Origin of the sequence: Ochrobactrum vermis, from assembly GCF_002975205.1 — a bacterium.
GTDB lineage: Bacteria > Pseudomonadota > Alphaproteobacteria > Rhizobiales > Rhizobiaceae > Brucella > Brucella vermis.
In genome coordinates this window covers 772597-786503 of sequence record NZ_PCOC01000001.1, presented here as the reverse complement: position 1 = coordinate 786503, position 13907 = coordinate 772597, and the positions used below count along the sequence as shown (strand labels likewise).

Sequence of the window (13907 nt, the reverse complement as noted above, 5' to 3'; positions counted from 1 at the left end):
GCCTCCTTACGGACAAAGAGCGGACAGATCACGCCAATGCGCGGCTAGCATCCTTTTCTCTAAAGGATACCATCCAGAAGAGGAACGCACTTCGCTGGCGTAAACTCAATAACATCGTAAATTGCCAGTTCATGCTGCCTGAATGGGTCGAGGTTCAGTATCGCATCCAGCTCGGTCCTGCTAACCTTGCCGCTTGCGAGGATCACGCCGCCGTCGCGTGGGTTTTTCGGTCCGGAAGCCAGAAAAACGCCATCCGCATACTGCCTATTCAGAAATTCCCGATGCGCTTCGAGATGCCTCCCGATCTCCTCAAGAGGCTTGATATAGGTCAGGTTGACAACGAACATAGGTGAACTGCCTTCAGCGATGCGGCAATGCTTCGAGGAACTCCACCGGCTCGCCCTTGTTGGCGTTGACGATTTCCGCTTCCCACATCACCTTGATCCCGCGCACAAAAGTCCCAATCGGCCACCCCGTAACGGTCTTGCCATGATAGGGCGTCCAGCCAGCTTTCGAACCGGCCTGCTCATGCGTGATCGTTTCGCGGCGCTTCATGTCCACGATAGTCAGATCGGCATCGTAGCCGACTGCAATGCGCCCCTTTCGGGCCATACCGAAAATGCGGTTCGGACCGTGGCTGGAAAGATCGACGAAGCGCTCCAGCGTAAGCCTGCCAGCATTGATGTGATCCAGCATGATCGGCACCAGTGTCTGCACGCCCGTCATACCGGACGGGGAAGCCGGGTAAGGCTTCTGCTTTTCTTCCAGCGTATGCGGCGCGTGGTCGGAACCGAGCACATCGACAATACCCTGATCGATACCCTTCCACACGCCGTCGCGGTGGCGCTTGTCACGGACAGGTGGGTTCATCTGAATGAGATTGCCAAGCGTCTTGTAATCATCTGCAGACAAAGTGAGATGGTGCGGCGTTGCTTCGCACGTCGCGACATCCTTGTGATCTTTCAGGAAGTCGATTTCCTCGGCAGTGGAGATATGCAGCACGTGAATGCGTGCGCCGGTATCGCGAGCGATGCGCACAAGCCGTTCCGTGCACTGAAGTGCTGCAACTTCGTCGCGCCAAACCGGATGGCTTGACGGATCGCCTTGCACGCGCAGGCCTTCGCGTTCCTTGAGCCGGAACTCGTCCTCGGAGTGGAAGGCCGCGCGACGGCGCGTGTTCTTCAGGATTGAACGAACACCGTCATCGTCCTCAACCAGCAGATCGCCGGTGGACGATCCCATGAAAACCTTGATGCCGGCAGCGCCCGGCAGACGTTCCAGTTCGGCAACGTCTTTCGCGTTGTCGCGCGTACCGCCGACCCAGAAAGCGAAATCGCAATGCATGCGATGACGGCCGCGACGAATCTTGTCTTCAAGCGTCTCCACCGAGGTGGTCAGCGGCTTGGTGTTCGGCATCTCGAAGACCGAGGTCACCCCGCCCAGCACAGCTGCAAGAGAGCCGGTTTCGAGATCTTCCTTGTGCTCAAGGCCCGGCTCGCGGAAGTGAACCTGGCTGTCCACCACACCGGGCATCACATGCAGGCCGGTGCAATCGATCACCTCACCCGCCGAATATGTGGAAAGAGAGCCTATGGCAGCGATGCGACCATTGCGGATACCGATGTCGCGTTGGCCTATACCGTCGTGATTGACGATGGTTGCACCCTTCAAAATCGTATCGAATGTTTCGGCCATAGTTGTCTCCTGCCAGATTGATAGGACTTGCGAGCCTTTCCATTGGGGCTTACGTAACGAGGGCGCGAAAGGCAAGGACGAAGCGATGACGACGGTAGCTGAAACGGTAAATCTTTCAAACAGGGCTTTGGTTCACATCACGGGCGAAGAGGCGGAAAAATTTCTGCAGGCTGTGATTACCACCGACCTCGACAAGCTTGGACCGGACAACCTGAAACCGGGAGCTCTGCTGGCTCCGCAAGGGAAAGTCCTGTTCGACTTTCTCGTTTCACGTATCGAAGGCGGTTTGCGTTTCGAGCTTCCGGCAAGCATTGCCGCCGATTTCATCAAGCGTATCACCCTCTACAGGCTGCGCGCGAAAGCCGAAATTAAACAACTGCCAGAATCGCTTGTCAGTGTTTCCTGGCATAATGAATCACATTCTTCACAGAATGATTCAATCAAGCATGACAGCCGCTTTCCGGCCGATCTGAACGTGCGTCGGATCTACGGTCAGGCAGAAGGCACGACCGACGATAGTGCATGGACGAAGCTGCGGGCAGAATATGGCATAGCCGAAGGCGAAGCGGATTTCGCTTACAATGACGTCTTCCCGCATGACGTCAATTTCGACCAGACCGGTGGTGTGTCTTTCCCAAAAGGCTGTTTCATCGGTCAGGAAGTTGTGTCACGCATGCAGCATCGCGGCACGGCAAGGCGGCGTGTTCTGGTGGCTCGCTCTGAAGGAATCCTACCTCCGATGGGCACGCCCATTACCGTGGACGGGCGCGAGATCGGCACGATAGGCAGTTCTGCTGACAAGATCGGCATTGCGCTTGTGCGCATTGATCGCGCCAAGGATGCAATAGATGCCGGTAGTCCCATTCTGGTCGGCGAGACGCCCGTAACGCTGGCGTTGCCGCCCCATGTGCGGTTCGGGTTTCCTGCAGCCGAAGCGGGGAACGCCTGATGGCAAGCGCCGACCGATCTTCCGGCAAGACGCGCGCCTGGCAACGCATGTTGTCGGGACGCCGTCTCGACCTGCTGGCCCCCTCTCCGCTCGATATTGAAATCGAGGATATTGCTCACGGTCTCGCCCGTGTTGCGCGGTGGAACGGTCAGACCGTCGGCGAACACGCATATTCCGTTGCCCAGCATTCGCTGCTTGTGGACCAGATATTCAACCGGCTGGTGCCCGATGCCAGCGTAGAATGGCAGCTACTCTCGCTTCTGCACGACGCCCCGGAATATGTGATCGGCGACATGATCTCGCCCTTCAAGGCGGTAATGGGCGGCAATTACAAGATGATTGAAACGCGACTGGAAAACGCAATTCACCTGCGCTTTGCACTTCCGGTAACCCTGCCCGCCCAACTCAAGACGCTGATCAAGCGCGCCGATCAGATCGCCGCCTTTTTCGAGGCCACACGGCTTGCCGGTTTTACCGAAACCGAAGCTGTGAAATATTTCGGGCGCCCGCGTGGCTTCGATCCGACGGGACTGGATATAGCACCGCGTCCCACGCAAGACGTGCAGACGGATTTCCTCGCACGGTTTGCAGCATTGGAACAAGCACGGAAGGGCCGATGAGCCGGATCGTCGTAACGCCTTTATCGCAACTGGCAACGCAGCTTGCATTGCACCAGCCGAGCCATGTCGTAACGCTTGGAAGCGAGGTCCCGGCAACTCTGCCCAATGGCTACAATGCCATTCGTCTGTCACTGACATTCAATGATATTGTTGAGCCACGCGAAGGGTTGGTTGTTCCCGATGAAAGCCACGTGCAGGCGCTTCTGCAATTCGCGAAGGACTGGCCGATGAATGCGCCTTTGCTCATTCACTGCTATGCCGGTATTTCCCGTTCCACGGCTGCGGCATACATCATCGCTTCCGCTTTGAACCCGGCACAGGATGAAAGCGAGCTTGCCGGAATTGTTCGCAGCCTGTCACCATCTGCGACACCAAATATCCGGCTCATATCGCTTGCAGACGAAATTCTGGGGCGACGGGGGCGGATGATAGCAGCCACACACGCCATTGGGCGTGGAGCGGACGCCTTTGAAGGCGAGGTTTTCAGCTTGCCTGTTGAAGGCCGATAGCCCGTCCAAGGGCGTTCAAAAACCCGCCGCGCGCATCGGGCGGTGTGACGGCACGCGGCTCCCAGACGTGCCGCATCAAAAAAAAGCCTGTCATTTTAAAAGCGTGGTCGATATCGTCATAGGACACTGCACGAACGGCAGTATTGTTGACGAAGCCCGGTAGCAAAAGAAGCTTGTCGGCCCAGGGAGCGCCCGCATCACGGCAGACCGCGCGCCCGGATTTCGGCGACACGTAGATCAGGTCTTCCTTGGTGCCAGTTGCCGCACATTCCTTGAGATCAAGGCCGAAACCCAGTTCTTCAAGCATCATCACTTCGAAGCGTAGCACCAGTTCGCCAGAGGCCAGCGGATCGTCAAAATGTTCGATGATAAGCCGCAACGTCTCATAAAGACCGCGATGCGGATCGCGTTCAGGTAGCAGGCGCAAATGGGATGCTGCCAGCTGGATACCGTAAAGCGCCACAGGCGTTTCAATGAGACGGGCTGCGGCGAATCCCAGCGGTTCGATGGTAAAGCTGCCCATATGTTCGTCCAGCCGCGCCCACCATGTCACATCCACATGATTGCCCGGCTGCAGCAAAGGCTGCATGCGGCGGGAACGCCCGCCGCGTACCATACCCATATGGCGGCCATGCTCACGGGTCATCACTTCCACGATGGCGCTTGTCTCGCCATGGCGTCGTGTCCCGAGAATTATGCCTTCATCGCGCCATTCCATGGCCGCCAGTCTTATAATTTAGGTTGGAAAATCAAGCCCCATTTCGCGATAGCGTTCCGGGTCATTGCCCCAGTTCTCGCGTACCTTCACGAAAAGGAAGAGATGAACCGTCTGCTCCAGTATCTCGGAGATTTCCTTGCGTGCAGATTGCCCGATTGCCTTAATCGTCTCGCCCTTGTGACCAAGTACGATCTTCTTCTGGCTTTCGCGCTCGACATAGATCACCTGCTCGATGCGCACTGAACCATCCTTGCGCTCTTCCCAGCGTTCGGTTTCCACAGTGGACGAGTAAGGCAGTTCCTCATGAAGGCGCAGATAGAGCTTTTCGCGAGTGATTTCGGCTGCAAGCTGCCGCATCGGCATATCTGAAATCTGGTCTTCCGGATAATACCACGGGCCGTTCGGCACGTTTTCGGCGAGAAATTTCGCCAGATCCTTGCAACCCGAACCGTTCAGCGCCGAGATCATGAAAGTCTGGTCGAATGCGACGAGCTCATTGGCCTTCCGCGCAAGATCCAGCAAAACCGGTGGGTCAACACGGTCGACCTTGTTGAGCACCAGAACTTTCTTCTGGCGTACATCCTTCATGCTGGAAAGAAGTGCCTCGGCATTCTCGTTCAGACCGCCTTGCGAATCGAGAAGAACGAGAATGATATCGGCATCCTTCGCGCCGCCCCAGGCCGTTGTGACCATGGCGCGGTCGAGCCTGCGCTTCGGCCGGAAAATACCGGGCGTGTCCACCAGGACAATTTGGGCCTGACCTTCGATGAATATGCCGCGTACAAGAGCGCGTGTCGTCTGCACCTTGTGCGTGACGATAGAAACCTTGGTTCCCACAATCTGGTTGACCAGCGTGGATTTCCCCGCATTTGGCGCCCCGATCAGCGCCACGAAGCCGGAACGGGTCTGCCCTGCTTCGTTTTCGCCGTCAGCCGGCGTCGTCCGATTGTTCATTCTTTATCCTTCCAGACGATATTTCCTTGCAGAATGCGGCTGTCCCCTAAGCACGACATTCCGGATACGACGAAACCGCTGGTAAAAGCGGTATAGCGTATTTGATTGATTATAACCGATCTCGATCTAAAAAACGCCAACTCTTGCATCAAGCGGAATTGTCGCGCTTCCAGACGCCTTCGCGATAAAGCATCACTTCCGCTGCGTTCTGTTCGGCTATCCGTTTCGAACGTCCCTCGCCCGTTTCCGTGGCAAAGCCCTTGACCGTCACCTCGACTGTAAACAGCGGGTCGTGGTCCGGACCGGTACGGCTGACGATGGTGTAGGAAGGGTGGACATTGCCCTGCTGGTGTGCCCATTCCTGAAGTTCGGTCTTGGCGTCGCGGCGAGCCGCGCCCGTTTGCAGTGACCGCTTTTCCCAGTAACGCTTGACGAAGGGTCGCACGGCTTCAAGCCCGCCATCGAGATAAATCGTGGCGATCAGCGCCTCAACGACATCGGCGCGCACATTCAAAAGGCGCTTGTCGTTCAGTGATTTGATATCGGAACCGGTATGAATGAGATCGGCAAGCCCGATCTCGTCGGCAATCGCCGCACAGGTTTCGGCGTTCACCAGCGCATTGAGACGAACAGACATTTCGCCTTCGGATGCGTCTGGAAATTCGTCGAACAACATTTCCGCGACGGTCAGCCCCAGAACGCGATCACCGAGAAATTCGAGCCGTTCATAATTTGCGCGCGATGGCGCCTGCACACTTGAATGGGTGAGCGCACGATCCAGCCGTTTCAAATTGAGAAAACGGTGTCCGGTGCGCTCCTCCAGAATTGCTGCTGCCTGATTTGCCGAAGCCATTTCAGTTTCCGGTTATGGCTGTATGCGGCGCGGCATTGACTGAGCTGAACAGTCGACCAAAGCGTACATCAGTCGGCCATTTCCAGATTTCCAGCGGGCTTGCCTTGTCGGCAATGGAGAAGAAGATGATGTTCGCACGGCCGACCAGATTTTCAAATGGCACATAGCCAACGCCGAAGCGGCTATCGAGCGAGTTGTCGCGGTTGTCACCCATCATGAAGTAATGACCGGCGGGAACCTCGAAGACACGCGTATCGTCACCGATGGAATTCGGCGCGAGATCGAGCGTGTCGTAGGTCACGCCATCCGGCAAGGTTTCACGATAGACTTCGACGGGGCGGTTCACTTCCGTCACATCGGGATTGTCGATGGTGCCGACACGGTCGCGCTTGACAGCCTGATCGTTGATGTAGAGCACGCCTCCACGCATCTGAACGCGGTCGCCCGGCAGACCGATCACACGCTTGATGTAGTCGATGGAAGGATCGCTCGGCAGCTTGAACACCACGACGTCACCGCGCTTCGGCTCGGCACTCCAGATGCGACCTGAAAACAGGTCCAGTCCGAACGGCAGCGAGTAGCGCGAATAGCCATAGGCATATTTCGAAACGAACAGATAATCGCCTTCCAGAAGTGTCGGCCGCATGGAGCCCGACGGTATGCTGAAAGGCTGGAAAAGAAGGGTACGGATGACCAGTGCCAGCAGCAGCGCCTGCACGATAACGCTGATGGTTTCGCCAAGGCCGCCGGATTTTTTTGTCTCACTCTTGCTGGACACGCTCATTGTATCTCCGCTTCCGATAACGCGATCTAATAACGACTATGAATGCATGACGCAATCACGCCGCCGGCAGAACACCGGTTTGTCGCACGATTATGAGCAGGAGTTTACCTGCCACAATCACAATTTTTCCGTCTCAGGCAGGGCCTCGATGATTACGAATGCCTGCGCGAGAGGAAAATCATCGGTAATTGTCAGATGTATGGCGGCACGCGTTCCGGCGGGCAAGAGTTTCTGCAGCTGTTTCGCCGCACCGCTGGTCAATTGCATGGTGGGCTTTCCGGAAGGAGCGTTGACCACGCCCATGTCCCGCCAGAAAACGCCCTGGGCAATACCGGTTCCAAGCGCCTTCGCACAGGCTTCCTTGGCCGCAAAACGCTTTGCATAGGATGCGGCCCGCTGCTTGCGCCCGTCCGACTTTTTCTGCTCGATCTCGGTAAAGACACGGTTGCGGAAACGGTCGCCATGTCGCTCAAGAGTGCTTTCGACACGACGAATATCGATGAGATCGCTACCGATTCCGACGATCATACTTTCTGAAGCTCCTGTTCGCGGTGCAGGCGGTGCTTTTCTGCAAGACGCTCGATACGACGACGACGGAAAGCCGAAACGGCGAACCGGGTGACGAAATAGACCACGACGGCGAATGCAGCACCCAGGATAGTCGAGCCGAACAACATCGGCTTCAACAGCGGCGTCCAGATTTCATCGAAATGCATGGTTTCCAATGCCCGCCCGAGATGAACTGGTGGAGCATCGTCAATGCTGCCGTTCATGATGAAACGACCAAGCTCGAACGTGCTTCCCCAGATGAATGGCAGCGTCAGCGGGTTGGCAAGCGTTGTGCCAAGCGCCGCAGCAGCGATATTGCCTGCAAGGAAATAGGCCAGCACGATTGCAATGATCAGATGGAAGCCAAAGAACGGCGTGAACGCCGAAAACACACCGACCGCCAGACCGGCTGCGACGGCATGAGGTGAGGCAGTGATGCGCAGAATCCGCTTGCCACCGTACCGGAAGGAACGGGTGAAGGAGCGGCGCGGCCAGACCAGAAGCCTTAGACGCTCTTTTCTGGTCGGAGGATTACGGCGTTGAAACAGCATGCGCTTCTATTAATGCTCTCCCATCGCGGACACAATTGTTATTATTCAGTCAGACTGCAGAGACGAATGAACTGCGGCTCTATCGCTGCGCTCGAAGGGAACGGTGTCCAGCCTCGGCAAATAAAACCGCGGTGAAACACCGAGCATTCTACGAAACATCGTCGTGAAAGCGGAAACGCTGTCATAACCCAGATCCAGTGCCACGCTCGTCACCGCCTCGCCCTCCGCAAGGCGTGGAACGGCTGCAAAAAGACAGGCCTGCTGGCGCCAGACTGAAAGGCTGACACCGGTTTCCCGCTGGAAATGCCGCGTGAAGGATCGGCGGCTCATCGCCAGCCTGTCTGCCCAGTCATCAATAGTGACGCGCGAAGAAGGCTTTTTCACGAATTCACGACATAGTTTCTGAAAACGCAGATCGGACGGGAAAGGCAACCCCAACGAGCGCTGCGGCAGCGTATGAAGGTCACGCAATATCAGCTCAATCACCAGCGCGTCGCGACTGTCCGGCTCCGGTGTGCTGTCATGCGCGGTCGCGTCAATAATGAGGCATCGCATGAGATCGGTGAGCCCGACCACATGAAGATAGTCCGGCACGCCTGAGACGGCATCGACACAGATGTAGATGGACCGCATGAAGACTTCGCCCAGGATTTCGACAGAATGCTCCACGCCCGCCGGTATCCACATGGCATGGTCGCTCGGGATCATCCAGCGCCCTGCGTCGGTCGTCACCAGCACCACCCCTTGGGAGGCACAGAGAAGCTGTGCCCTGCTATGACGATGGCGTGGTACGAAATAGCCGTCGGGATAACGTGTCGGCAGGGCAATGACTGGCCCTCTCATGCCTTCCAGCATGGCGATACGCTGTTCATGGAACTTCTGTAGTTCCTCGCTTCCCGGCAATAAAAGTCCCGGCGCAGATTCTGGCTTCATCGCGATCCCGACCATTGTTTGGCCCACTCTCGAAACTATTGGACCAAATCACGAAAGCGGGCGAGAAGCAATAGTCCTATTAATGACTTGCTGAGAATGGGTCGCGACATTCGCTGGCGAAATGAATTTGATGTTTGAGCAGGATAAATGCCCGTTCAGACGTCAAATTCGCGAATTTTCGCTGGCTTCTCATCAACACCCCGCAATTTCCTCGAGCGTCTGATTTCCTGTTTCCGGATAGTATATGCAGGGAATACGCCTGAAGACCGACTTCCATCTTCGGAGTAGCAGTATGAGCATGAGTGCTGCACAGCAGCCATCAAACAGCGGCGCGGACAGTACTGTCCTCGCCATTATTTTGGCCACAAGCATGGGCCATTTCCTGAACGACATGATGCAGTCGCTCCTTCCGGCCATCTATCCGATGCTGAAGGATAACTACAGTCTGTCATTCTGGCAGATCGGCCTTCTCACATTCACCTTCCAGATGACGGCATCGATCCTACAGCCACTTGTGGGTATCTATACCGACCGCAAGCCGATGCCCTATTCCTTGCCATTCGGCATGGGCTGCACGCTTGTCGGCCTCATTTTTCTGGCAACGGCACATCACTATTCGGTCCTGCTTCTGGGCGCTGCCTTTGTCGGCTTCGGCTCATCGGTCTTCCATCCGGAAGCGGCCCGTGTGGCACGGCTGGCCTCGGGTGGCCGTCATGGCTTTGCGCAATCCCTGTTTCAGGTGGGCGGCAATTTCGGCTCGTCGATCGGCCCGCTTCTGGCAGCGTTTATCGTTCTGCCTTTCGGCCAGATCAGCGTGTCGTGGTTTTCCGTCGCTGCGCTGATCGGCATGATGTTGCTCTGGTATGTCGGCAACTGGTATAATCGCTACCGGATTGCCAATGCCAGCAAGGCGAAGCCGGACAAGACCCTTCCGCTTCCACGTAACAAGGTTCTGGTGTCCGTTGGCGTTCTGGCAATGCTGGTCTTCACCAAATACATCTACATGGCCAGCCTGACGAGCTACTACACTTTCTACACCATCAGTCATTTTGGCGTGACGGTGCAGGCATCTCAATTGCTTCTGTTCCTGTTCCTCGGCGCAGTTGCTGCGGGAACGATCATCGGCGGTCCGATCGGTGACAAGATTGGCACGCGTAAGGTGATCTGGGCATCGATCCTCGGCGTCCTACCGTTCACGCTTGCCCTGCCCTATGCGAACCTGGAGATGACGGCTGTCCTGACGGTGATCATCGGCCTGATCCTCGCTTCGGCGTTCCCGGCAATCGTAGTGTTCGCGCAGGAACTGCTACCGGGACGTGTCGGTATGGTGTCGGGCCTGTTCTTCGGCTTCGCTTTCGGCATGGCCGGGATCGCGGCAGCCGTTCTCGGTATCGTCGCCGATCACAAGGGCATCGAGTATGTTTACACCATCTGCTCGTATCTGCCCCTGCTCGGCCTGCTGACGATTTTCCTGCCCAAACTGGAAAAGAAACGTAAAGCCTGACCCATATGAGAACATACAGCCCGAAAAGCGTAAATGCTTTTCGGGCTGTATTCAAAACAGTGGAGCACCGCACGTCCCCCAACGGCGGTGCTCCCATGCTACTGACCTTTTGACGGCCCGGTGCAGCAGCATTCTCTTGATAGAGCATCTTCCGCTCTACCTCTTTGTTCCAACGCAAGTTCAGACGGCAAAGCTGAAGCCGTGCATAGTCTCCCTGCGAAATTCATCGAAAGCAGCCGCAACCAGACGGATCAGCGGTTTGCCGTCGCCTGTTGCACTGATGACGCCATTGCGAACTTCCACAAGTCCGTCTGCCACCAGAGGCCGCAACAAGGCCAATTCGTCTGAAAACTCCACACCCGGTGCCATGGTGTTCAGATCGACCCGGAAATTGCACATCAAGGCTGTGATGATACCGGCACGGATGCGGTCGCTGTCGCGCATGGAATAACCGCGAACCGTTGCAAGGTCGCCCGCTTCGGCCCGTTTGGAGTATTGCTTCACATCCGAAATATTCTGGGCATAACCGCTTGGAAACTGCGAAATCGATGATGGCCCGAGACCGATCAGCGTCTGACAACGGTCATCCGTATAACCCTGGAAATTGCGATGCAGCGTTCCATGACGCGCAGCAACGGCCAAACTGTCATCAGGCAAAGCGTAGTGATCGATCCCTACCGGCTCGTAACCGAAACCGATGAAGCTGTCCGCAACGACACGCGCCTGTGCAAAGCGTTCATCTGCATCCGGCAAAAGGCTTGCATCAATCAGGCGCTGATTGGCGCGCCGCTGTGGAAGATGCGCATAGCCGTAGCAGGCAACGCGGTCAGGCTTGAGCACCGCAACCTTTTCGCAAGTCTCACGCAAAGTCTCGACGGTCTGCAACGGCAGGCCATAGATGAGATCGAAGTTGAGACGGGCAATGCCGACTTCGCGCAAAAGGCTGGCAGCCTTGGCAACCGTTTCTATAGGCTGAATGCGACCGATGGCTTTCTGAACTTCAGAATCGACATCCTGTACGCCGAGGCTTGCACGATTGACGCCCATGAGCGCAAGTGTGTGCGCCAACTGCGGCGTGACCGTGCGCGGATCAAGCTCGATGGCATGTTCCATCTCCGGCGCAAAATCGAATGCAGTGCGCAATGCCGCCAGAATGCTCGTAAACTGGCGTGGGTTGAGAATGGAAGGCGTCCCCCCGCCCCAATGAAGATGGACCACGCTGGGCCGCGCCGTCAGGCTCTTGCTGACCGTTTCGATTTCGCTGAGCAAAGAGGTGCAGAAATTTTCGACCACGTCATTGCGGACCGCCATTTTCGCATGGCAACCACAATAATGGCAGAGCTGCCGGCAGTAAGGCACGTGGATGTAAAGGGAGACACTTTCTTTTGGCCCGATCTGGCGCAGCCAGCGATGCGTCGTCTCCGCACCCACCGGCATAAAGTCCGCAGCCGTTGGGAAAGATGTATATCTCGGCACAGCCAATGCGGCGTAGCGTCTTATCGCTTCTTCATGCATAGTACGTCCACCTTAAGCGTTTGGCGCTCTGGTGAAGCCCTGCCGGATATACGCGCACCGGAACCGGGGCGACATTCTGCGGGGCAAGACGGCATGATGCGGCAAGGAAGCCCGCATGCATGACAGCCGATATTGCAATTCCCAGCCACAACAGCACCTGTTTTCCCCATTTTGAACGGTGCGGCCCCAAAATGGACCGCATCAATCTCTATGATCAGGAATAGGCTGTTTGACCGGGCGCTGCATTGATTTGAATCAACGAAAACACGCCCGGATTTTAGGGATGCGGCCTTGAATCTAGAGGTTTTCCGGGTCCATTCCAGCAACGGCTGCCAGCGAACGGCGGGACAGGATCTCCACCGTGTTGGCATCAGGCAACTGGATCAGCCCCTGGGTCTTGAGCTTTGTGAAGCTGCGGCTGACCGTTTCAATCGTCAGTCCGAGATAGTCGGCAATATCGGTGCGATTCATCGACAGATGAACCGGGTTTGGTTTTTCGCCGCGCTTTTCCGCCCGCGCGGACAGAACCAGCAAAAAGCTTGCAAGTTTTTCCACAGGCGCGAGGCGCCCGAGAACAAGCTGATTGTCGCGCGCGGTTCGAAGCGCCGCCCGCGTCATTTGATGCAGACGTTCCTGCAACTTCGGAAAACGCTCCATCAGATTGTCCATCTCCCTGGTCGAGAAGGCACACAAAACCGATGGCACAACAGCCTCAGCCGACTGGGAATAAGTCTCGTCATCAGCAAGACCAAGATAGTCGCCGGGGAACAGAAACCCTGCAATCTGTCGACGTCCATCTGGAAGGGATGTGTAAATGCGAAGCATGCCCGAAGTCAGGCTGAAGACACGGCGCTTTGGTTCGCCCTCTTCCACTAGCTGCTCGTTGGCATCCAGACGCTTGGACGTCATGATTGCTTCAAGAGCGCCGAGATCGCCGTCGTCAAGCGCAGCGCAAACCGCCGTCCGTCGAACATCGCAATCCACACATACCCCGCACGGCGCGCGATAAGGCGACCTGGGATCGAAAATGATAGGCGCTACACTCACTATGGAACCCTGTTTGTGGAAGCCGGAAGAACGTCTTTGCAGTGTCCCTTAAATAGGTAACTAGAAGGCGTCCCGCAAAGCGGAATTTCGCCGCAGGGGTGTATCATCCCCCGCAGCGTATCAAAAACCGCTGGCGTGCTTGTTTAAATGTTGCGGCTACCGGGCTTCACAGCCGGAATAGCGGCAAGTTCCGGTGGCAATTTATCGGCTGGATAAGCTGGAACTTCATATTCGGCGAGCGAAATCAGCTTCGTGCCGACATCCGCCTTCCCGGCCGAACGGTCGACAATGCAAGCCGCAGCCACGACTTCGATACCGAGTTCCCTCATGCAATCGATTGTCTCGCGGATGGAAAGCCCCGTCGTGACGATGTCTTCGACGATAACGACGCGCGCACCTTTCGCCACATCGAAACGACGCAGACGGAAAACGCCGTTTTCGCGTTCCACCCAGACCGACGGAACACCCAGATGGCGCGAGGTTTCGTAGGAAGGAATCAGACCGCCAATCGCAGGCCCGACCACGTAATCGATAGGCCCGAGATTTGCCGCCTCGATCTTTTCCGCCAGAGCCTTGCAAAGCTTTTCCGTCTTGTCGGCATGCATGAAAACGCGTGCCTTCTGAAGGAAAACCGGGCTGCGCAGGCCTGACGTGAGAATAAAGTGGCCTTCAAGGATCGCTCCCGCTTCGCGGAAGACGGCAAGCACATCTTCGGTGTTCATCTTA

Annotated in this window: 16 protein-coding genes; 4 read left to right on the top strand and 12 right to left on the bottom strand. The window is 56.5% G+C overall.

Annotated features, from left to right (window positions below):
- Window positions 1-59: 59 nt before the first annotated feature.
- Together CQZ93_RS03720 and CQZ93_RS03715 are read right to left on the bottom strand one after the other, a co-directional pair.
- Complete coding sequence (locus tag CQZ93_RS03720) at window positions 60-347, bottom strand: YciI family protein (RefSeq protein WP_105541395.1); 288 nt, start codon at window positions 345-347, stop codon at window positions 60-62.
- 13 nt (window positions 348-360) lie between these two features.
- The gene (locus CQZ93_RS03715) at window positions 361-1695 is read right to left on the bottom strand and encodes a dihydroorotase (protein ID WP_105541394.1); all 1335 of its coding nucleotides are present in this window, start codon (window positions 1693-1695) and stop codon (window positions 361-363) included.
- Between the two features lie 85 nt (window positions 1696-1780).
- Between CQZ93_RS03715 and ygfZ the strand changes: the two genes are divergently transcribed.
- From ygfZ to CQZ93_RS03700, 3 genes are read left to right on the top strand one after another with little or no spacing between them, the layout of a single operon-like run.
- Complete coding sequence (gene ygfZ / locus CQZ93_RS03710) at window positions 1781-2644, top strand: CAF17-like 4Fe-4S cluster assembly/insertion protein YgfZ (protein WP_105541393.1); 864 nt, start codon at window positions 1781-1783, stop codon at window positions 2642-2644.
- Window positions 2644-3264 carry a YfbR-like 5'-deoxynucleotidase gene (locus tag CQZ93_RS03705; protein ID WP_105541392.1) on the top strand — a complete coding sequence of 207 codons (621 nt, stop codon included), beginning with the start codon at window positions 2644-2646 and terminating at the stop codon, window positions 3262-3264. Before ygfZ ends, CQZ93_RS03705 begins: the two co-directional genes overlap by 1 nt.
- Window positions 3261-3773 (top strand): tyrosine phosphatase family protein, encoded by a 513-nt coding sequence (locus CQZ93_RS03700; RefSeq protein ID WP_105541391.1) that lies wholly within the window; start codon window positions 3261-3263, stop codon window positions 3771-3773. The genes CQZ93_RS03705 and CQZ93_RS03700 overlap by 4 nt, the downstream gene beginning before the upstream one ends.
- On the opposite strand, the gene recO is transcribed toward CQZ93_RS03700, so the two are convergent.
- From recO to CQZ93_RS03665, 7 genes are all read right to left on the bottom strand, one after another.
- Entirely contained in the window at window positions 3748-4491 is a 744-nt protein-coding gene (gene recO, locus CQZ93_RS03695; RefSeq protein WP_105541390.1) for a DNA repair protein RecO, read from the bottom strand. The genes CQZ93_RS03700 and recO overlap by 26 nt on opposite strands.
- 18 nt (window positions 4492-4509) lie before the next feature.
- Window positions 4510-5445 carry a GTPase Era gene (gene era / locus CQZ93_RS03690; RefSeq protein ID WP_105541389.1) on the bottom strand — a complete coding sequence of 312 codons (936 nt, stop codon included), beginning with the start codon at window positions 5443-5445 and terminating at the stop codon, window positions 4510-4512.
- A gap of 148 nt (window positions 5446-5593) precedes the next feature.
- Window positions 5594-6298 carry a ribonuclease III gene (gene rnc, locus CQZ93_RS03685; RefSeq protein WP_105541388.1) on the bottom strand — a complete coding sequence of 235 codons (705 nt, stop codon included), beginning with the start codon at window positions 6296-6298 and terminating at the stop codon, window positions 5594-5596.
- A 1-nt stretch (window position 6299) separates the two neighbouring features.
- On the bottom strand, window positions 6300-7082 hold the full coding sequence (lepB, locus tag CQZ93_RS03680) for a signal peptidase I (protein WP_105541387.1): 783 nt from the start codon (window positions 7080-7082) through the stop codon (window positions 6300-6302).
- A 117-nt stretch (window positions 7083-7199) separates the two neighbouring features.
- Entirely contained in the window at window positions 7200-7610 is a 411-nt protein-coding gene (gene acpS, locus CQZ93_RS03675) for a holo-ACP synthase (RefSeq protein WP_105541386.1), read from the bottom strand.
- The gene (bspA, locus tag CQZ93_RS03670; RefSeq protein ID WP_105541385.1) at window positions 7607-8182 is read right to left on the bottom strand and encodes a type IV secretion system effector BspA; all 576 of its coding nucleotides are present in this window, start codon (window positions 8180-8182) and stop codon (window positions 7607-7609) included. The genes acpS and bspA overlap by 4 nt, the downstream gene beginning before the upstream one ends.
- Window positions 8183-8227: 45 nt before the next feature.
- Window positions 8228-9085: an AraC family transcriptional regulator gene (locus CQZ93_RS03665; protein WP_181153365.1), complete on the bottom strand. Its 858-nt coding sequence runs from the start codon at window positions 9083-9085 to the stop codon at window positions 8228-8230.
- Window positions 9086-9407: 322 nt separating this feature from the next.
- Between CQZ93_RS03665 and CQZ93_RS03660 the strand changes: the two genes are divergently transcribed.
- Complete coding sequence (locus tag CQZ93_RS03660) at window positions 9408-10619, top strand: MFS transporter (protein WP_105541384.1); 1212 nt, start codon at window positions 9408-9410, stop codon at window positions 10617-10619.
- 180 nt (window positions 10620-10799) lie between these two features.
- Here the strand turns inward: CQZ93_RS03660 and hemN are convergent, their stop codons facing one another.
- The 3 genes from hemN to pyrE all read right to left on the bottom strand — a co-directional run bounded on the left by hemN (window position 10800) and on the right by pyrE (window position 13903).
- A complete protein-coding gene (hemN, locus tag CQZ93_RS03655; protein ID WP_105541383.1) occupies window positions 10800-12134 on the bottom strand; it encodes an oxygen-independent coproporphyrinogen III oxidase in 1335 nt (444 codons plus the stop codon).
- A 297-nt stretch (window positions 12135-12431) separates the two neighbouring features.
- Window positions 12432-13181, bottom strand: a complete 750-nt coding sequence (locus CQZ93_RS03650) for a helix-turn-helix domain-containing protein (RefSeq protein ID WP_105541382.1) — start codon at window positions 13179-13181, stop codon at window positions 12432-12434.
- A gap of 143 nt (window positions 13182-13324) precedes the next feature.
- The gene (gene pyrE, locus CQZ93_RS03645) at window positions 13325-13903 is read right to left on the bottom strand and encodes an orotate phosphoribosyltransferase (RefSeq protein WP_105541381.1); all 579 of its coding nucleotides are present in this window, start codon (window positions 13901-13903) and stop codon (window positions 13325-13327) included.
- Window positions 13904-13907 lie beyond the last annotated feature (4 nt).

Bases quoted from the DNA above. Each gene is read 5' to 3' on its own strand.
- CQZ93_RS03720 (WP_105541395.1), bottom strand. From the start codon at position 347: ATGTTCGTTGTCAACCTGACCTATATCAAGCCTCTTGAGGAGATCGGG.
- CQZ93_RS03715 (WP_105541394.1), bottom strand. From the start codon at position 1,695: ATGGCCGAAACATTCGATACGATTTTGAAGGGTGCAACCATCGTCAAT.
- ygfZ (WP_105541393.1), top strand. From the start codon at position 1,781: ATGACGACGGTAGCTGAAACGGTAAATCTTTCAAACAGGGCTTTGGTT.
- CQZ93_RS03705 (WP_105541392.1), top strand. From the start codon at position 2,644: ATGGCAAGCGCCGACCGATCTTCCGGCAAGACGCGCGCCTGGCAACGC.
- CQZ93_RS03700 (WP_105541391.1), top strand. From the start codon at position 3,261: ATGAGCCGGATCGTCGTAACGCCTTTATCGCAACTGGCAACGCAGCTT.
- recO (WP_105541390.1), bottom strand. From the start codon at position 4,491: ATGGAATGGCGCGATGAAGGCATAATTCTCGGGACACGACGCCATGGC.
- era (WP_105541389.1), bottom strand. From the start codon at position 5,445: ATGAACAATCGGACGACGCCGGCTGACGGCGAAAACGAAGCAGGGCAG.
- rnc (WP_105541388.1), bottom strand. From the start codon at position 6,298: ATGGCTTCGGCAAATCAGGCAGCAGCAATTCTGGAGGAGCGCACCGGA.
- lepB (WP_105541387.1), bottom strand. From the start codon at position 7,082: ATGAGCGTGTCCAGCAAGAGTGAGACAAAAAAATCCGGCGGCCTTGGC.
- acpS (WP_105541386.1), bottom strand. From the start codon at position 7,610: ATGATCGTCGGAATCGGTAGCGATCTCATCGATATTCGTCGTGTCGAA.
- bspA (WP_105541385.1), bottom strand. From the start codon at position 8,182: ATGCTGTTTCAACGCCGTAATCCTCCGACCAGAAAAGAGCGTCTAAGG.
- CQZ93_RS03660 (WP_105541384.1), top strand. From the start codon at position 9,408: ATGAGCATGAGTGCTGCACAGCAGCCATCAAACAGCGGCGCGGACAGT.
- hemN (WP_105541383.1), bottom strand. From the start codon at position 12,134: ATGCATGAAGAAGCGATAAGACGCTACGCCGCATTGGCTGTGCCGAGA.
- pyrE (WP_105541381.1), bottom strand. From the start codon at position 13,903: ATGAACACCGAAGATGTGCTTGCCGTCTTCCGCGAAGCGGGAGCGATC.